The organism is Lysinibacillus sp. G1-3 (assembly GCF_056322905.1).
Genome location: NZ_JBWHYQ010000001.1, coordinates 384,744 through 403,846, shown reverse-complemented (window position 1 = coordinate 403,846; position 19,103 = coordinate 384,744). Strand labels below are relative to the sequence as shown.

Annotated in this window: 17 protein-coding genes and 1 pseudogene; all 18 read right to left on the bottom strand. The window is 36.3% G+C overall.

All coding sequences use genetic code 11. From position 1 onward, the window contains the following. Nucleotides 1-510: 510 nt before the first annotated feature. The gene (locus ACVYAD_RS01915) at nt 511-1,308 is read right to left on the bottom strand and encodes a TIGR00282 family metallophosphoesterase (RefSeq protein WP_476424251.1); all 798 of its coding nucleotides are present in this window, start codon (nt 1,306-1,308) and stop codon (nt 511-513) included. Between the two features lie 200 nt (nt 1,309-1,508). Next, the gene (locus tag ACVYAD_RS01910) at nt 1,509-2,222 is read right to left on the bottom strand and encodes a CpsD/CapB family tyrosine-protein kinase (RefSeq protein ID WP_476424219.1); all 714 of its coding nucleotides are present in this window, start codon (nt 2,220-2,222) and stop codon (nt 1,509-1,511) included. After that, on the bottom strand, nt 2,222-2,947 hold the full coding sequence (locus tag ACVYAD_RS01905) for a YveK family protein (protein ID WP_476424217.1): 726 nt from the start codon (nt 2,945-2,947) through the stop codon (nt 2,222-2,224). The genes ACVYAD_RS01910 and ACVYAD_RS01905 overlap by 1 nt, the downstream gene beginning before the upstream one ends. 153 nt (nt 2,948-3,100) lie before the next feature. Then, entirely contained in the window at nt 3,101-4,117 is a 1,017-nt protein-coding gene (locus ACVYAD_RS01900) for a glycosyltransferase family 2 protein (RefSeq protein ID WP_476424215.1), read from the bottom strand. Then, nucleotides 4,096-5,640 carry an oligosaccharide flippase family protein gene (locus ACVYAD_RS01895; RefSeq protein WP_476424214.1) on the bottom strand — a complete coding sequence of 515 codons (1,545 nt, stop codon included), beginning with the start codon at nt 5,638-5,640 and terminating at the stop codon, nt 4,096-4,098. Before ACVYAD_RS01895 ends, ACVYAD_RS01900 begins: the two co-directional genes overlap by 22 nt. A gap of 42 nt (nt 5,641-5,682) precedes the next feature. Then, nucleotides 5,683-6,435: a glycosyltransferase family 32 protein gene (locus ACVYAD_RS01890; RefSeq protein WP_476424212.1), complete on the bottom strand. Its 753-nt coding sequence runs from the start codon at nt 6,433-6,435 to the stop codon at nt 5,683-5,685. 54 nt (nt 6,436-6,489) lie between these two features. After that, a complete protein-coding gene (locus ACVYAD_RS01885) occupies nt 6,490-7,398 on the bottom strand; it encodes a hypothetical protein (protein WP_476424210.1) in 909 nt (302 codons plus the stop codon). Nucleotides 7,399-7,459: 61 nt separating this feature from the next. After that, entirely contained in the window at nt 7,460-8,470 is a 1,011-nt protein-coding gene (locus ACVYAD_RS01880; protein WP_476424208.1) for an O-antigen ligase family protein, read from the bottom strand. Nucleotides 8,471-8,663: 193 nt separating this feature from the next. Then, nucleotides 8,664-9,434 carry a tyrosine-protein phosphatase gene (locus ACVYAD_RS01875; RefSeq protein WP_476424206.1) on the bottom strand — a complete coding sequence of 257 codons (771 nt, stop codon included), beginning with the start codon at nt 9,432-9,434 and terminating at the stop codon, nt 8,664-8,666. 373 nt (nt 9,435-9,807) lie between these two features. Further along, nucleotides 9,808-11,367: a ribonuclease Y gene (gene rny, locus ACVYAD_RS01870; RefSeq protein ID WP_349659710.1), complete on the bottom strand. Its 1,560-nt coding sequence runs from the start codon at nt 11,365-11,367 to the stop codon at nt 9,808-9,810. A gap of 987 nt (nt 11,368-12,354) precedes the next feature. Then, nucleotides 12,355-13,419, bottom strand: coding sequence for a recombinase RecA (recA, locus tag ACVYAD_RS01865; protein ID WP_349659711.1), 1,065 nt, complete (start codon nt 13,417-13,419; stop codon nt 12,355-12,357). Between the two features lie 314 nt (nt 13,420-13,733). Beyond that, on the bottom strand, nt 13,734-14,990 hold the full coding sequence (locus ACVYAD_RS01860) for a competence/damage-inducible protein A (RefSeq protein WP_349659712.1): 1,257 nt from the start codon (nt 14,988-14,990) through the stop codon (nt 13,734-13,736). Nucleotides 14,991-15,007: 17 nt separating this feature from the next. Next, nucleotides 15,008-15,586, bottom strand: coding sequence for a CDP-diacylglycerol--glycerol-3-phosphate 3-phosphatidyltransferase (gene pgsA / locus ACVYAD_RS01855; RefSeq protein WP_197141993.1), 579 nt, complete (start codon nt 15,584-15,586; stop codon nt 15,008-15,010). Nucleotides 15,587-15,636: 50 nt separating this feature from the next. Continuing rightward, on the bottom strand, nt 15,637-16,536 hold the full coding sequence (locus ACVYAD_RS01850) for a helix-turn-helix domain-containing protein (protein ID WP_476424203.1): 900 nt from the start codon (nt 16,534-16,536) through the stop codon (nt 15,637-15,639). Nucleotides 16,537-16,575: 39 nt separating this feature from the next. Then, a complete protein-coding gene (locus tag ACVYAD_RS01845) occupies nt 16,576-17,358 on the bottom strand; it encodes a DUF3388 domain-containing protein (RefSeq protein ID WP_197141989.1) in 783 nt (260 codons plus the stop codon). Nucleotides 17,359-17,584: 226 nt separating this feature from the next. Beyond that, nucleotides 17,585-17,842 carry a DUF3243 domain-containing protein gene (locus tag ACVYAD_RS01840; protein ID WP_079560524.1) on the bottom strand — a complete coding sequence of 86 codons (258 nt, stop codon included), beginning with the start codon at nt 17,840-17,842 and terminating at the stop codon, nt 17,585-17,587. A gap of 45 nt (nt 17,843-17,887) precedes the next feature. Then, on the bottom strand, nt 17,888-18,214 hold the full coding sequence (locus ACVYAD_RS01835) for an SDR family oxidoreductase (protein WP_349659714.1): 327 nt from the start codon (nt 18,212-18,214) through the stop codon (nt 17,888-17,890). Between the two features lie 193 nt (nt 18,215-18,407). Continuing rightward, a pseudogene (locus ACVYAD_RS01830) lies at nt 18,408-18,802 on the bottom strand (RNA-guided endonuclease InsQ/TnpB family protein); the annotation flags it as partial. Between the last annotated feature and the right edge of the window lie 301 nt (nt 18,803-19,103).

Sequence of the window (19,103 nt, the reverse complement as noted above, 5' to 3'; positions counted from 1 at the left end):
AAAATGATTTCCGTTCCAGGCTACTCGCTTTGTCGCTGACGCTTCGCTTTCGCACGGAAAACATTCGCTCCGTGCAGGGTCTCGCCTGTCTCGCTATCCCATGGATGTCGAGTAGCCTTCCACTGCAATCAACAATAGTATAGAACTTTTATAAAATTTAAGTATTTTAAAAGTGAACCTTAATGGTTACTCTCTTCAGAATAGAAACTTAAAACAGTTAAGGTGATTGTATATCTGTCGTTGCTGTCGCTTCGCTTTCGCACAAATAACACATCTTGTTGAAGCTTGATTTTATCCCTATAAATTAGATTAACATGCCAGAAAATACATGCTAAATGAAGAGGTTGATTGTAGAGGAGACTGGGCGACTCCTTGGGGATTAGCGATAGTGGAAATCAACCCCTCGTTTTTCCGAAGAGTCATATTTTGATGCTTTAATTTCATTGAATTAACAAATTTTCAAAACAAAAAACTATTGTGCATTTTTTACATACACAATAGTTTCTCTTCTTATGCTTGGAACGGATAATCTTCGTTTATATACACTCGCTCACAATGACGAGCTTTTCCTGTTTTATCATCAATGTCTACAAAGAAACCACTTAACACATCGCGTCCTTTTTTAGGCACTTCAAAACGAGATGGCATGTTTGTTTGGAATCTATAAATGACACTTTCCTTCGTCATCCCTAAAATTTCATCGTATGGACCTGTCATACCAACGTCCGTAATATAGGCTGTTCCATTTGGATAAATTCGTGCATCAGCTGTTTGCACATGTGTATGTGTACCAACTACTGCCGAAGCCTTTCCATCTAAATGCCATCCAAGTGCAATTTTTTCACTTGTCGCTTCTGCATGAAAATCCACGAATACAAGCGGTGACGTTTTATGCGCTTCTTCGATTAATTTCTCTGCCATTGCAAATGGATCCTCATGAGGAGGTAAAAACACTCGACCGTGTAAATTAATAACAGCTAGTGTTACACCGTTTTTTGAAATTTGCACCATACCTTTACCTGGTGCATCACTTGAAAAGTTTGCAGGGCGTATTAAATAATCTGCATCATCTATAAAATCAAAAATATCTTTATTATCCCAAGTGTGATTGCCCATCGTAATAACATCTACACCCATTTGCAATAGGTCATTATAAATATTACGCGTAATTCCACGTCCTGCCGCTGCGTTTTCACCATTGGCAATAACAACGTCTGTGTTATATTTTTTCTTTAAGCGTGGTAAATACTTTTCCACTGCATCTCGGCCGATTGAACCTACAATATCCCCAATAAATAAAACTTTCATTTTCATAACCACACTTTCATTAATTAGCACCTTATATTTTACCACCAATTCAAAGACAAACGCAAAATTATGTCCGTCTAGCGTATTTAACAGATGCTTTTTATAATAGGCTTGAAGATGTAGGCGCTGATACTCTTTCTGATTGTCTATAAAAAAACTGACAAGCTATTAGGTACTTGTCAGACGGACGTTGCTATTTTCTATTTTCTTGTATGATAATACTGGCTCTTATATTGTTCTTTGGGCAGAGCATAGTTATTCATAACAACGCCTAATATTTTCGCTTGTGCTACTAGTAAGGAATTTTTTGCTTTGACAACACTAGATTTCTCTACTACTCCTGTATTAACAATAAGTAGTGCACCATCTGTTTTATTCGCCAAAATTTGTGCATCGGTCACAGAATTAACAGGCGGCGTATCAAAGATAATTACATCATAATAAGTTATCATTTTTTCTATTAACGTATCCATCATTTCTGAAGCAAGAAGCTCTACAGGATTAGGTGGGATTGGTCCACTAGTGAGGACAAATAATCCTTCTATAAACGTTTCTTGTATCGCTTCGCTCAACGTGTCATTTTGTATCAATACACTTGATAGACCTGAAATATTAAGCAATTCAAATGTATAGTGGATAGCAGGTCTTCGCATATCAGCATCCACTAATAAAACTTTTTTACCTTCTTGAGCAAAAACGATTGCAATATTTGCTGCATTCGTTGTCTTTCCTTCACCAGGGATAGATGATGTCACTAAAATTGTTTTACACGATAAATTAGGGAGTGCAAATTTTAAATTTGTTCTAATTGTTCGAAACTGCTCAGAAATGATAGAAGTTGTGTGCACGTTAGTCAATAGTTTCCGTTGCATCATCGCTAATGCTTTCTTTTTTTTATTTTTCATTTTAAACATTATGTGACTCGTCTCCCTCTTCTAGTAGAGATAGATCCTCTGCCTTCTTTTATTGAACTTACAAATCCTAATATCGGTAAATTTAATAGTTCTTCAATTTCTTGCTCTGTCTTTATTGTTGAATCGAAAAATTCTACACTAAAGGCAATACCTGTTCCTAAAAGTAGTCCAAGAAAACCAGAAATCGCAATATTTAGAATTTTTTTCGGCTTCACTGGTTGTGGGTCATCAGCTAATTTAGCTACTGAAAGGACATTGATATTATCTACGTTCATCAGTTTTTGAATATCTTCTTTAAAGACATCTATTATCGTATTGGCAATCTCCACCGCACGTGCTGGTTTTTCATCAAGAATCTTTATAGAAACTACTTGTGATTGGCTTTCATTATTGACTGTAATTTTTTCTGCTAATTGTTCGGGAGATAATTCTAATTTCAACTCTTCAATTACTTTTGATAGAATAGCTGGGCTCTTTATAATGACATTATACGTATTTATTAATTGTAAATCTGTCTCAATTGAATACGCACCCGTATACATTTGTTGTTGATCCATATTTTTTTGATTGATTAATATTTGAGTTTCAGCCTGATATACGGGTGTGATGACATAGTAGCTAACATAAGCAGCCAATACCATCGCGATTACGATTATCGAAAGAATAAGAAGTATACGTTTTCGTAAGATTTTTACTATCGCCTTTACTTGAATAGAATTCTCCATCGAATATATCTCCTTCCCCTAAACTATCTAAATTTGTGTAATGGAGTGTGATATTCATAGTTAATTGTTATAGTAGCTAGTAAAATGAAATACTCAATTATATATTTATTATATAAATTTATGTCCTATGTTATTCCTAATACAACAAGTAATTCATTTTTTCCTCATCGATAAAAAAATGATAAATGCTAGCGTAGATACAGCATTTTTTTTCAACAGCTGATAATAGAGCTTCTTTTTCAATGAAAATTTTATTGGATTTAACTCGAGAACATGAGGGTAGTCATCAACAAAACTGACTATTTCTTCTTTAATCTCTTTTAATAAATGGAGCCCCTTATATGGGGAACCCTGCAAATGAAGTGTTAAATTTACTAAACCTGAAAATACATATCCATTAAAGCTAGTTTCAATGGATGTAAAAATATTTTCAGCTACTAATGTCTCACGAATACGTTCATAGATTACATCATATTTTTCTCGCTCATTCTTACGGTAGCTTCTCGTTAATGATTGCTGTGGCAACACATTGTAATGATAAAGCTGCTGAGGCACATAACAAATTGTTTTACTCTTTGTGATCGCTTTTGTTATGAATAAAACATCTTCAGAAAAATTCATATCCTCTTCAAATCGAATTCCAAATTGATCAAGAAAGGCTTTAGAATACAATTTGCAGCAAGCAAAACCGAAATGTTTTTCATGAAATTCAGTAAATAATAAATGCAAACATTTCTGAGGGTCAAAAAGTGCATTTGCTGTCGACGGATAGTTCAGACGATTGCCATCATTTTTCCCATCTACAAAAACGTCACATTTAGCTATTTCAGTTTCTGTTTCTTGAATAGCGTTATATAATCGTTCCAACATAGATGGCTCTATCCAATCATCCGCATCGACAAACGTAACGTATTGACCTCTAGCCTTGTTAATCCCTATATTTCTTGCATGACTAACCCCACCATTTGATTTATTATGAATGATTATTCGCTGATCTTGTAAGGCAAATTGATGTAAAATAGAAAGAGAATCGTCAGTACTGCCGTCATTAATCGCAATAATTTCGATTGGCTTTAACGTTTGTTGGCAAATACTTGCTAGACATTTCTTTAAATACGATGCTGCGTTATATACCGGTATAATAACAGTTACGAGGATTTCTGACCCCAAAATTTCACCCCTCCAGCTAGGCTGAGCATTTTCATTTTTCCAATTAAATATTTTCGATCAGAAGTAGAAATTCCAAATATGAACAAAGATATACCAAAAATCATACTGTATAAGGCAATATACATTCCTAGAATGTACCAAGTATTCGAAAGTGGGAAAACAATTAGTATAACTTGCATTAAAAGGGACGCAATAACAATAGATACGAAAAGCTTACTAATGCGTAACCAAAATCTTTTAATATTCAGTTGTATTTTTTTTGCATAGTAAACATTCATAATACATGCATTTCCAATAAATAAAGATACTGCAGTTATGATTGCTGTTCCAATAACCCCGAAAAAATAGATGGCAGGAATAGATAGAATAAAATTTGTGCTAGCAAGTGTAATTAACAATACCGTTCGAAACTTAAACATGTTTTTTGCCTTTAACACACTCAGACCTATATTTTGAATTAAATCGACTGAGAAAGGCAACATGATGATCAGTACGATCGGATAGACGATTAAATATTCATCACCTATCCATAATGAGATAAAAGTTTTACCAAATAAAAAAAAGCCACTTAGTACATACCCAAGAATCATTAGCTGAATGGCGCCAACATTGACAAATAACCGATTAATCTCCATTAGACCATCTGCTTGTGTCACCAACATTGAAATCTTCGGCAAATACAAATCACTTATGGCAAGTGCTAGTGCCATAAAAATCATAATAAATTGTATAGCAATTGCATAAATGGCTACATCTTCTGTTCCTTTCATAATCCCCAGTAATACTTGGTCAGTTTGCCAATAAATTTTATCCACTATGACTGTCACAAACAAAAAAAATGAATAGACGAATATTTCTTTTATAAGGCCTGGATTATAACCAGAAAAGATAAATCGTACTTTTAAAGTTTTCAAACAAATAATAGAATTTATTATTAATACACATACATTTAAGCTAGCTACAATACAAACCATCCCCACTGCATCAGCATCTTGTAACAAGAAAAACAGCATCAGTAACGGTTGTACTATTACTTTTATAAATGAAGTTAACTTAATTAGTATGAATTTTTCATAGGCTTGAAGTATTGAAGAGAAAACACTTAATGGAAATTGTAAGGCAAAGCTTACGGTCATCACCATTACCATTACTTTTGCCTTTTCGATTTGCAATGAAGATAAGCTTTGTCCAAAAATTGTCTCGACTTGGAAATATACAAAACAACCGATGGCAAGTGTAAACACACCTATAATCGAAAAAAGTCGCAGAAAAAAGCCATTTAATCTAGCCTCCATCTCCTTATCCCCGACTACTCGATTATTAGAAATATAACGAATAATTGCATTCCCTAAACCAAAATCTAATATTGTTAAATATCCAACAAAAACTGTAATTAATGTGTATAATCCGTATTCTTCTTGACCAAGAATTCGAATCATAATAGGGGTAAACACAATTGCTACTATAAACGTACAAACAATTGATAAGTAAGAGAGAATAGCACCCATCCGAATTTCCTTCATTAGTTCACCTTACCCCCACTTGTCCTTTTATGGATTACATTTTCACTCGAAAATCTTGATACCATTTAATTTTTTACGTGTTTTATTTAACTGATCAAAAGCATTCGGTCCAAATAATTTGTTGATAGCATATTTATAACGCATTACTTTTTTATGTCGTTTTTTTTGTTGCTCTGACAACCATGAACCATTAAAGTGATGGATCGTAAAAGTATTAACAGTTTGGTTAATCGTTCCTGATTCGAAGTCCTTCGCACAGAAATATTCAAATGGATATATGTGTAGGTCGTCATCCAATCGCCTATGTTGGTTGGACTCTGTAAATCCATACTTTTGTCTCGTTAGATCTGTAATGATAACAGTATTTGTTTGTTGACCTTGTTCCGTATAGAAGCTTTTATCTTCATAATAATCTAGCAGTAACTTAATCCATGGATGCCCCTTTACAGCCCCCATTGTACCGGTTACACATGTATCACTATTTTCTCCGCCAGTAAATGCTTGATGAGATAAAAAAGGGTTTAACGATTGCACAACTTCTACATCTGAATCCAAGTAAATGCCACCTTGTGTATATAGTGCATATAACCTTACATAATCAGCTACATAAGCATACTTTTTAGATTCGTAGGCTTCTTGTACAAATTGATTGGATTGAATATCAAATGATTTTTCATTCCATTCAATTAGTTCATAGTCAGGCATTAATTTTTGCCAGGAGGTAATACACGCTTCAACTACCTGCGGATACGGATTTTCGCCAAACCAACAGAAGTGAATTTTTTTAGGAATCATTATACAATTTCCTTTCTGTTATCCAAATAAATTAACGGCATATTACATATCAAACTATTTCATTACTAACTTAATAAACTCCATCAGTTTTACCCTATCTAATAATAGGCTCCACTCTAAATAACTAACATCTGGTGTCACAAATTCAAAGCTATTTAAGTTTGCCATCGTAAAATTTGATAAATTTCGGTGTAATTTAAAAAAGTGTCCCTGTGTTTTCCGTTCAAAATTGTTGACCCAAGGATAATCGGTCGTAACAATTTTCAAATCTAATGCGCAGTACTCAAGGAGCTTAGTTGAAGCTTGTAAATTGAAAGGGTACACATCAGGCATATAATTCAATCCGTATTCAGCCTTTGACGCTAGAAGAGGAACTTCATGATAAGGAAGTGATCCTGAAAAGATAATATTTTTATAGCCTTTGAAAGATTTATATAATTCATTTGTTGGATTTCCTATTAATAAAATCGTGTTATCCTTTAAAGTTGTCGTAAAGGGCTTTAGCGCATCAGCGGTACCTCTTTCAGTTCCCATTGCGCCGACATATACAAAGTCGTACTCTTTTTTTGATGTTTTGATGAAAAAGTCTTTTGATATTCCCATATCTCGATGAATTTTGGGAACATTGTCCTTCATCTTAAAATCCTTTTCCACAAGTTCATTCAAAAATACGCGACCATGTGGTTTAACATTACAAGTCTTTTTTACAAAATTTTTCAACATCGGAAAATGACCAGTTGATAACGAATTATATTCATGAATAATCTTTGTCTCTCTTGAATGTTTTTTTATATCTAAACCAGGAAATTTCCATATTAAATCTATATTAGTTTTTGGAATTTCATCTATCTCCGCTGTTAAAATGGTGCTGGCTTCTATATTATCCTGCTGATTTAAATATGCTACATAGGCTGAGATTTCTGGTAAAAATGATTTTCCGTTGTTGACAAATCCAATCTTCAAATAGATGATTCCCCCTTCTTACAACTGCTAATTTTCATTTATAATGGTCTGTCTATTAATTTCACGCTTTATTCATATTTGACCTATTGAGTGCGAGTTTATGATGGGTAAATGAATTTCCGGAAAGAACAAATAAAACAATCATTATCGGTGTTGTATAAATAATAATTTCCGTCATTGAAAGTAAAATATAGGTTATAAGTATTAAAAACGGTAATAGTTGTAGCATGTTCGTATACTTAACTTGTTTTTTAGCAAAAGAAAATGCGTTCCATACTAATGCTGCTACGAATAGTAGAAAAAATGTAACGGCCAACCAACCATACTCAGCTAATAAGGCGATAAAGGTATTATGTGCGTCCAATTGTCCAACATGATAATTTTCTCCATGGCCAAATAATGTGGAATCTTTTATGATGTTTTGCCAAATAGCCATTCGTCCATCAGATAGATCAGCCGATTTCCGCTGAAATTTCCCTACAATTTTTTGAACCGCTTCATTTAGTATCGGAATTTTACTTAGACTAAAAATAAATGCCACACTTAGTACAAATAGAACCGTTACGAGTGCGCCCACTTTTCTAATATTTGAAGCGTTTTGAATAGCTAACAAGACCATACTCATTATGACAGCGGTTAGTACGGTGATGGCAGCCGTTCTACTTTGAGTTAGTAAAATAATATAAAAAACAAAAAAGAATAGGCTTACTAGAACTACGATAGGAACCTTGTTCTTTACACCTTGAAAATATTGAATAGTCCCAGCTAGTAATACGACTGCTAATAATGTCATGGCCAATCCCATCATGTTCGGGTTGCTATAAATCCCCGCAAATGCGTTGAAAACAACTCGATTCATGAAAAAAGATAAGAGAAGAATAATGAGATGTGAGAGACAAATACTAATAGCTAGCACATGTAAAGTAGCTGTTTGAAAAGAGTTATATATAATCGATAACCCTATATACATCGTAAGCATACATACAATATTCATAAGTGATTCCATATCAGAATTGGCTAAAGCACTTATTAGCCCACAAATAATAAATAAATAGAAAAATAAATCGCTCACATACATCCTGCGAATATTTGCGCTGCGATTATAAATAAAAAGGATGATCGGAAAGATGGAAAAAAAGACAGTAAAGTAAATTAGTATAGATATTTCATAAGATAATGCACTGGTGAGTAGTAATACACTCATACATATTGTTAGGATAAAAAACCGCACTTTCATCACCCTCACTATAGCTTCATTTCGTATGTTATTTTGTGAAAAGATGCCACCATTTTCTTTCACTTTTTACGATTGGCTCCGCAATTAATAGCTGCTTATTTTCTAAAATACGTTCATTGTTTTCAAGAAAAAGGTCGACCATATCCAGTTGTTTCATTTTCTCCAAGTAATCTAACCCAGCTTCAAAAAGCAATGGTCTTGTAGATATATTATGGACATCTGAACCATACGTATGAACAAGTCTTGCTTCTATTAAATCCATTGCAAATTGTTGAATTTTTTTGCCAAAATGCCCAGCAATGCTACCTGCCGTAATTTGTGCTAATGCCCCATCACGAATGAATTGTTCAAGGAGCGCTACGTTTTGTCGAATAGCTCCATTTCGCTCAGGATGCGCAATAATCGGTGTAATACCCGATGCAACTAATGACCTAATAATTTCCTTGCAATAGAAAGGGATTGTTTCTGAAGGTAATTCCAGTAAAAGGTAGTTTGAGTTTGCTAACGTATGAAGCTGTTTAGTTGTGATTGACTTTAAAATATTTTCATTAATGCGCACTTCATGTCCAGGAAATAGTTTGATTGGCCATGCTCTTTTTTCTATTTCTAGCTGTAAAGTATGTACTTGATGTAATACAATTTCATATGGCACATCGTACATTGGGTGCTTGACATGAGGGGTCGTAATAATGGCTGTTATACCTTGCATCACAGCATGTTCTAGTAATTGCAATGACTCTGAAAGTTGTTGTGGTCCATCGTCAACTCCGTATAATAAATGACTGTGTGTATCAACCATGCTCTATCATCTCCACATTCCAATTCATCACCTAACTGTTTTTCACCAATTTAAATTATTATTAGTAGAATTTTTTTTTGCTGATAAATAAAGGCACTTATTGTATATATGCCTATTTTCACGGTAAATATGACAGTAGCTTACATACAACTAAGTTAAGAAAAAAGCGCAAAAGCGCTGGAGAGGCCGAAGCAAAAGTAAACGCTCCACCACTTTTGCCCGAGGAAACGAAGCGACCTCGAGGATGTAGCGCTTTAGCCTAGATCCTCGAGGTCGCTTTAGGTATTGTACAGGCAAAAAATCTATAGTTTCCTTAACTATAAAAAAACGTCTTTTACTCTATTTTGAGTAAAAGACGTTTTTTGTATGACAATTATTTTGCGTATTCTACGGCACGTGTTTCACGAATAACCGTTACTTTAATATGGCCTGGGTAATCAAGTTCTTCTTCAATTCGCTTACGGATATCTCTCGCTAAGCGATGTGAAGCCAAGTCATCTATTTTTTCAGGTTGTACGATAATACGGATTTCACGACCAGCTTGAATTGCAAAGGATTTTTCTACACCATCATAGCTTTCGGAAATTTCCTCTAACTTTTCAAGTCTACGGATATAGTTTTCAAGCGTCTCACTTCGAGCACCTGGACGAGCTGCTGATAACGCATCAGCTGCAGCTACTAACACGGCAATAACAGATGTTGCTTCAGTATCACCATGGTGAGAAGCAATACTATTTATAACGACCGGATGTTCTTTGTATTTTGTAGCTAATTCCACACCGATTTCGACGTGGCTACCTTCAACTTCATGGTCAATTGCCTTACCAATATCATGTAATAAGCCTGCACGGCGAGCTAATGCTACATCTTCACCAAGTTCAGCAGCAAGTAAGCCTGCTAAATATGCGACTTCAATTGAATGTTTTAGGACGTTTTGTCCATAGCTTGTACGGTATTTCATGCGGCCTAAAATCTTCATTAAATCTGGATGTAAGTTATGAATGCCAATTTCAAATGTTGTTTGTTCACCTGTTTCGCGGATTTGTTCATCCACTTCACGACGAGCTTTTTCCACCATTTCCTCAATTCGAGCAGGGTGAATGCGGCCATCCTGTACAAGTTTTTCAAGTGCAAGTCGAGCCGTTTCACGACGAATTGGATCAAAGCCTGATAAAATAACTGCCTCTGGAGTATCATCAATAATTAAATCTATACCTGTTAACGTTTCCAAAGTTCGGATATTACGACCTTCACGACCAATAATACGACCTTTCATTTCATCATTTGGCAAGTTCACGACAGATACTGTTGTTTCTGCAACGTGATCTGCTGCAAAACGCTGTAGTGCCAGTGATAAAATTTCACGCGCTTTTTTATCTGACTCTTCCTTCGCACGTGTCTCAGCTTCCTTCGTCATCACAGCAATATCAGTTGCTAGCTCTTTTTCTACTTCTCCTAAGATAATAGCTTTTGCTTCATCTCTAGTTAAAGCCGAAACTCTTTCTAGCTCTGTTTTTTGCGAGGCAACGAGCTCGTCCACTTTGCTTTCCATCTGTTCAATATGCTGTTGTCTTTCGCTTAGAGCTTGTTCTTTACGCTCTAAACTTGCTTCTCTCTTATTTAGAGCATCATCTTTGCGATCAAGATTCTCTTCTCTTTGCAATAAACGGTTCTCTTGTTTCTGAAGCTCAGAACGACGTTCACGAATGTCATTTTCTGCTTCAGTACGAAATTTGTGAGTTTCATCTTTGGCTTCAAGTAGTGCTTCTTTCTTCAATGCCTCCGCTTCTCGTTTTCCTTCTTCAACGATTGTTTCAGCGACATGTTTAGCACCAGTGATTTTTGAGTCATTCACTTTTTTCATGTAGATATAGCTAACAGCGGCACCAACGATGAGTCCAAGCAAAGCGGAGATGATAGTAATTGCATCCATATGAACACCTCCTCTTGCTATTTGGGTAATACAGTTTCAGTCGGCGCATACATTCATTTCACCTTGGCATAATTATGTCCCGGATTTTGAATTGTGTTCAAGTATGCACGAGGACCGAAACGATGTCGGTCATTCGGTAAAGTCACTAGACGTGGTGTTTTACCTATGCAAATTAGTTAGCCGTTTTCGCAGGATGCGAAGCTTTAAGGCGAACGTTCTTATGCATCATTGTCTGTTCAAAATCTTGCCAGTTGCCAGAGGCTTCAACTTCATTTACGAGATCTTTAAAAGCCTTTCCAAAATGAAGTCAAAATGTAATGTACTGCCTATTTAAAGTCATAATTCAGAAATTATACATATTTAATTGTATAGCTAGCCTCAAGCTCTGTCAAGGATAGTCGGGCATCTGTTCGCCTCTCAAAAGAAAAAAAGTCAGTCATATCCATTAGGAGAATTAATTACCTATTACTTTTACACTAACGTTAAATTCACCTTTTCATATTCATACGTAGAAGCAGTACTTAGGAAGTATTATTTTCTTTTGGTGGAAGCTATTTATTCCCGATGCTATATCAAATTTACGGTGAGGAAAATATGATCCCCACTTCCCTTTATGACGTTCAATCTATCACTTCTTTGATTCTATCCTTCGGTACCTCTTCCTATTGCCGACTCATTGCTCAATTGCCTTCATCACTAAATATATGGATATCCTTACAAATATTATACAACCACATTCTCCAGTATGTGTAAAGAACAAATGGCAAAAGCGCTCGTTTACATCCGACAAGCGCTGGAGAGGCCGAAGCAAAAGTAAACGCTCCATCACTTTTGCCCGAGGAATCGAAGCGACCTCGAGGATGTAGCGTTTTAGCCTAGACGCCGACTATGCTTTAGTTTATCCACAGGCAAAAAATCTATAGTTTCCTTAAAAAATAAAAAAAATGCATTGCTCTCACTATAAAGAGTGGGAACAATGCATTTATATTATTCATCTTCAAGAAGAAGCTTTAATTCATCATCCATATCTTCCTCTTCATCATGCGCAGCAATTGTATAAGATGAAGATGCAATACCGTAAGAAGCACGGATTTTATTTGCGATGTCGTCAAGCACTGCTGGATTTTCTTTTAAATACTGTTTAGCATTTTCACGACCTTGACCTAGGCGCTCATCACCGTAAGCGTACCAAGAACCGCTTTTTTGAACAATGTCTAGTTCAACACCTAAATCGACTGTTTCGCCCTCTTTTGAAATTCCTTCACCGTACATAATGTCAACTTCAGCTGTACGGAATGGTGGTGCTACTTTGTTTTTCACAATTTTAATTTTTGTACGGTTACCCATAATGTCATTGCCTTGTTTAATAGCTTCTGCACGACGTACTTCTAAGCGAACGGAGCTATAGAATTTAAGTGCACGTCCACCAGGTGTTGTTTCTGGGTTTCCGAACATAACACCAATTTTTTCACGTATTTGGTTAATGAAAATAGCAATTGTTTTTGATTTATTGATAGCACCTGAAAGTTTACGTAAGGCCTGAGACATTAAACGCGCTTGTAAACCAACATGCGAATCACCCATATCTCCTTCGATTTCCGCTTTCGGAACTAATGCTGCTACTGAGTCAATAACGATGATATCGATAGCACCACTACGTACTAATGCTTCTGCGATTTCAAGCGCCTGTTCTCCTGTATCTGGTTGAGATAATAAAAGCTCATCAATATTGACACCCAATTTTTGTGCATATATTGGATCTAATGCATGCTCAGCATCGATAAACGCTGCTTGTCCACCATTTGCCTGAACCTCTGCAATGGCATGAAGTGCAACCGTTGTTTTACCTGATGATTCAGGGCCGTATACTTCAATAATACGTCCACGTGGATAACCACCTACACCTAATGCAGCATCAAGTGCTAGCGAACCACTTGAAGATGTAGCAATTTCTAAATCCGTCTTTTCGCCAAGTTTCATGATAGAACCTTTACCAAAGTTCTTTTCAATTTGTTTTAACGCCTGTTCTAAGGCTGCTTTACGATCACTCATTCATTTTCCTCCTTCGAAAACTGTTCACTGTTTTTCTCTATCTCTACTATACTTGTTTTTAAGAGAAGACGCAAGAAAAAAGCGAACGTTTATTCGTTTTTCTTCAAAATAAAAATTTGGGTAACTTTCCATTACCCAAATTTCTATTTTCAACTATATTATGGACCATCACTAAAACGTGTGGTTGATTTTCGTTCTGGCTGGGCGCTCTCCTAGGGGCGTCCAGTCTCCCAACTTATTTACATAGTAGACGTTTTAACAAAAGTCATCTGCAACTTTTGGTGATGAACCTATATTATACCGGGGCAAATTAATTAACGTTTTTTAAAGCCTCTTTCTTCTAAAAGCTGCATTAAATAATGACAAGTAAATTTCGCAGCCCGCAGTCGATTTGTATTACGCATGCCCGATAAATGAAGTAAGTACGTGATCGGTTTCTCATCACCAATTGCGATACCAATCCAAACCGTCCCTACTGGTTGATGATCATGGGCTGTAGGACCTGCTGCACCTGTTAATCCAATACCAATATTAGTATCAAATTTTTCACGTACAGCGCTAGCCATAGCTGCTGCACATTCACTGCTTACAATCCCATGTGTAGTTAATAATTTTTTAGAAATACCGAGCTGCTTTATTTTAGCCTCTTCTGTATACGTAACAACGCCACCAACTAGGGCATCCCCAACACCTGGTATTTCTGCAAGCTCAGACTGAAATAATCCCGCTGTTAAACTTTCTGCCGCAGAAATTGTTAACTGATTATCTAGTAACATTTCTACTGTTTTAGAGGCTAGAGAATCATCATCTATACCGTATTGATAGTCACCTACAAGCGCTTGGATCTCTGCTACCTTTGCAGCAATAAGCTGCTGTGCTTCTTGCTCCGTTTCTGCCTTGGCAGTCACACGCAGTGTAACTTCGCCGTCAGAAGCAAGTGGCGCAACAGTTGGGTTTGTTTGCGAATCTAAAATGGCTTGGACACGTACTTCAAGCTCTGCCTCTCCAATGCCATAAAAACGCATAACATGCGATAGAATAACCCCTCCAGTATTTAACATCGCACTAAGCTTTGGCTTTGCTTCAAACTGGAACATCGGCTCAAGCTCTTTAGGTGGCCCCGGAAGCAAAATATAAGTACGCTCATCTTTAGTTAGTATCATTCCAGGTGCCATACCATGATGGTTTGCAAGCACCTCACTACCTGCTAATATTAAAGCCTGCTTACGATTATTGTCCGTCATTGGACGTCCTCGCTTTGCAAAAAATTGCTCAATATATGTCAGCGCGATATCGTCAAATTCAAGAGTAACGCCAAGATGACGAGCAATCGTTTCCTTTGTTAAATCATCCTTAGTAGGTCCAAGCCCACCAGAAAAAATGATTAAATCAGCACGAGACTCTGCAATGGAAATAGCTTCTTCTAAACGTTGTGCATTATCTCCAACTACAGTGTGATAATACACATTTATCCCTAATTCGGACAACTGACTAGAAATAAACTTTGCATTTGTGTTCGAAATCTGACCAAGCAATAACTCTGAGCCAACCGCAAGAATTTCAGCATTCATGATCCTCAAGACCTCTCTTATTTAGAATCGAGTAAGGCACGTCGATTTAGATAGAAATAATCCCATCCAGACCATAGTGTAAAGAACAATGCAATATATAACATAATTGTATCAAACGGAATACCAATAAGTGTAAATATTGTATTGTGTAAAAGTGCTGCTCCGATGGCGACAATTTGGGCCCACGTTTTAATTTTACCAAGCTGGTTTGCCGCAACAACTTCTCCTTCACCTGCCAATATTAAACGAAGACCAGTTACTGCAAACTCACGGCTAATAATTATAATTATTATCCATGCAGGCGCCATATTAAGCTCTACCATTAAAATAAAAGCTGCTGAAACTAGTAATTTGTCAGCAAGCGGGTCTAAAAATTTACCAAATGTTGTCACAAGATTATACTTACGTGCGTAATAACCATCCACCCAATCAGTCGCTGAAGCAAAAATAAAAATAAGTGCACCTACAAAATGATGAACAGGCATATCCGCACCGAATAGTGACATTGTTCCCCAGCCAAAATCAAACATCATAACAATGACAAAGAACGGAATAAGTAAGATTCGAGAGATGGTAATTTTATTTGGAATGTTCATTTTTCTAACACCTTTCATGATGAAAGAAAGTAGTCATCACTAGATGACTACTATTCTTTATTGAAATTGATGACGATGTTTTGCGTTACAGCTTGCTGTGCATACGTTAAAGGCTCGTCATTAATGTATACCTTGGCTTGCGTTGAATTACCTAAACGGATACGAGCATAATTTTGAGATGTTGCGTCAAATTCTACTACTTCTCCTGCATTATATACACGAGTATCTGTTAGTATTTCTTGTTGCTGTTGGTCTCGAATACCGATAAATGTAGGACCTGATACTTCGATACGTATTTTAAATGTATCTGCACCTGTTAACGTATATGAAGTTGTAGCACCATCCGCTTCAACAGTCCCTGCTGAAATCGATTGCTTAACCTCTTCAGTTTCGTCAGGTGTATCCTTTGCTGAATCTGTTGACTCTTGTTTGTCATTTGATTGAGCTTTTTTATTTTCTTTTTCTTTATCTTTTTCTGTATCTATAGGTTTTGCTTTTGTATCGTATTGCATTTCTGGAGGCGTCTCATCTCCAGCATTCGGTACTGCACTATTTTTAGACTGCATGAGTACCCAAATTACTACAATAATGACAATGATAAATAAACCAACGATTATTTTCGGCATTGCCTCCATCATTTTAGTAGAAGGGCCTTTTGAAATTTTTCTTCTACTTGGACTATTCGTCATCGATTGACTTACTTGATTGTTTGAAGTACCTGGTAGCTCACTTTTATACGTTTCTAAAATTTCCTCTGCGTTCAAATCAACGGCGTCAGCATATTGTTTGATAAAAGCTCGTACATAAAATGAACCAGGCATGATCGAATAATTGCCCTCTTCAATACCTATTAAATAACGCTTTTGTATTTTCGTTATTTCTTGTAAATCGTCTAAACTGTAGCCTTTAGACAGTCTCGCCTCTTTCAGTCGAGTCCCTAATTCTGCCACTCAAAACACCTACTTTAACATCAATTTAAAAATTAAATCCTAAAATCCTCCAAATGAATTGGATTCGGACATCATATGGTTTTTTTCCATTATCTCATACGTAATTTCTTCATCTGGGTGATGACGTAATTCAATGATATAATCAAAATCCTCTATCCTATAATCTGAATGCTGAACAAACATGTCTGGATGCTCGACGACCTTTATGGAAGGCATATTCATCATTTCACGCACTAGTTGTAAATGCCGCTCATCAGATGAACGACGTGTTACAATGCCATCTAATATAAAAATATTATTGTCACTGAATTCATCACCAGCGAGTTTATTGCGAACAGTCTGCTTAATCATTGTAGATGATAAAAAAATCCATTTTTTATTGGCACATACACTAGCCGCTACAATCGATTCAGTTTTTCCAACTCGAGGCATTCCACGTATTCCTATGAGCTTATGCCCTTCTTTTTTAAATAGCTCAGCCATAAAGTCAACTAAAATACCAAGTTCATCTCGGACGAAGCGGAAGGTATTTTTTTCATCTGCATCTCGAGGAATATAATGACCGTGCCTTATGGCTAAACGATCACGGAGTTTTGGTTGTCGAAATTTGGTTACGTTAATATGTTCCATTGTCGAAACAATTGTACGAAAACGCTCAATTGTCTCATCGTTGTCTGTATGCACTAACATACCACGTCGATCCTCATCGACACCATTTATTGAAATAATATTGACACGAAGCATCCCTAAAAGTGAAGCAATATCTCCTAATAATCCAGGGCGATTCACCTGAATTTCATATTCAAAGTACCAATCGCTCAAACACACTCGTTCCCTTCCTATTAGTTAACGTAAAAAATCCCTTATAAGTTCCATCATAGCTGATTTTTTATGTAATGGAAAGTTAGAATACATGGAATTATAGCGTTATTTTTAAAAACTTACTATTTTTTTTTTGAACATCCTAAATAGGCTTACATACGTTCCCTTTTCTATACAGAAATTGCTTTATTAAATAGAAAAAAGAGGAGATCACTCTCCTCTTTTTTTACTGTACAGGTTTATTTTGCACAAGTTTAACGACACAATTCGCCAGTGCGTGTTTTTCTTCTTCAGAGGCAACGCCCCATAAATCCGACAGCACTCGTTCTTGTTCATTTTTAGGATCGACATTTGTCGCCAAATATTCTCCAATTTGTACAGCAGCTTGTTGAATCATTTGCGATGGCACACCGCTAGATTCTGCTCGCATAACATTTTGACCTAAAAACGATGTCCATTTATGCCAGTTCTCTAAGATAGTCATACTGTTCCTCCTCCTTTACACATGTAGTATGTGCAAAAAAGAACATTATATGTACCAACCACCGTTTAATCGAATTACTTGTCCCGTTACATAATCTGCATTTCCAGAAAGGTAGAAGCGCACCATTTTAGCAACATCCGTTGTTTGTCCAGCTATCCCTAGCGGAATGTCCTCTAAAATATAGTCAAGCTCCTCTTCACTTAAATGACTGTTCATCGAGGTATTTATAAAGCCAGGTGCAATGGCATTAACTCGAATACGTGACAGTGCCGCTTCTTTCGCATATGACTTTACAAAAGCATGTTGGGCGCCCTTCACAGTTGCGTATAGAGCTTCACCAGCCGATCCAGCCTCTCCCGATACGAAAAACATATACATTTCTTCAAAAAATGTAAACATCTCTACTGTGACACAACTTATTTCTTTCGAATTTCGTTTTGTGTCTTCCTTATTCTCCGAGTCTGGTTTCGCAAAAAGCTACTGCCATTTTGTATGACTCTCCAAAGGCTTAAATTCTGCAGTATCGTAGCGTACACACCTAAGGGTTAGTTTTTAGTTAAGCTCCTTAGATTGAATAATTTGCTAAGTTAATGCTTGCGTTCAAATCTCTATACAACTTTAATCCGCAAGAGCAGATAAATAATCTGTCTTTCAGTTTCAAATCGAATTTGATTTGTCCACAACTAGAACAAGTTTTGGATGATGGATACCATCTGTCGGCTTCAATAAATTCAATTCTGTATTTTTGACATTTGTATTGAATTTGCCGTTTGAATTCATATAGCTTTTGCCCGGCTACCGCCTTCGCCAGATGTTTATTTTTCATCAACCCTTTTACATGTAAATGTTCCATTACAATACGAGATGGCTTGGTTTTCACAATCTCATTAGAACATTGATATAATGATTTGTTCGGATGTCATTAAGTCACTTATATAAATTGCGGATTTCAGAGTTTAGCAAATTTCCCAATGGACATTCATTCCATGCGTACCACCTCTCTTTCACTAGGATAAAATCACATTACCCTATTTAGAGAGGTTGTTAACATTTTTAAAGTTGTATATATTTTTCTTGTTCACACGAAGGCGCAACCCTTCATGCAGTCTTTCTCTCACGAGTAGACCTCTTATGCTTTCACATAAGCGCAGACTATATCTTCATCTTATCTTCTAATAAGAGCCACATTTTTCTTCCGCCATTCGCTTGCGGTTTTACTCTCCCTCGAGGAGATAGTCGTTGAACGTCTTCCTTGTCTCAT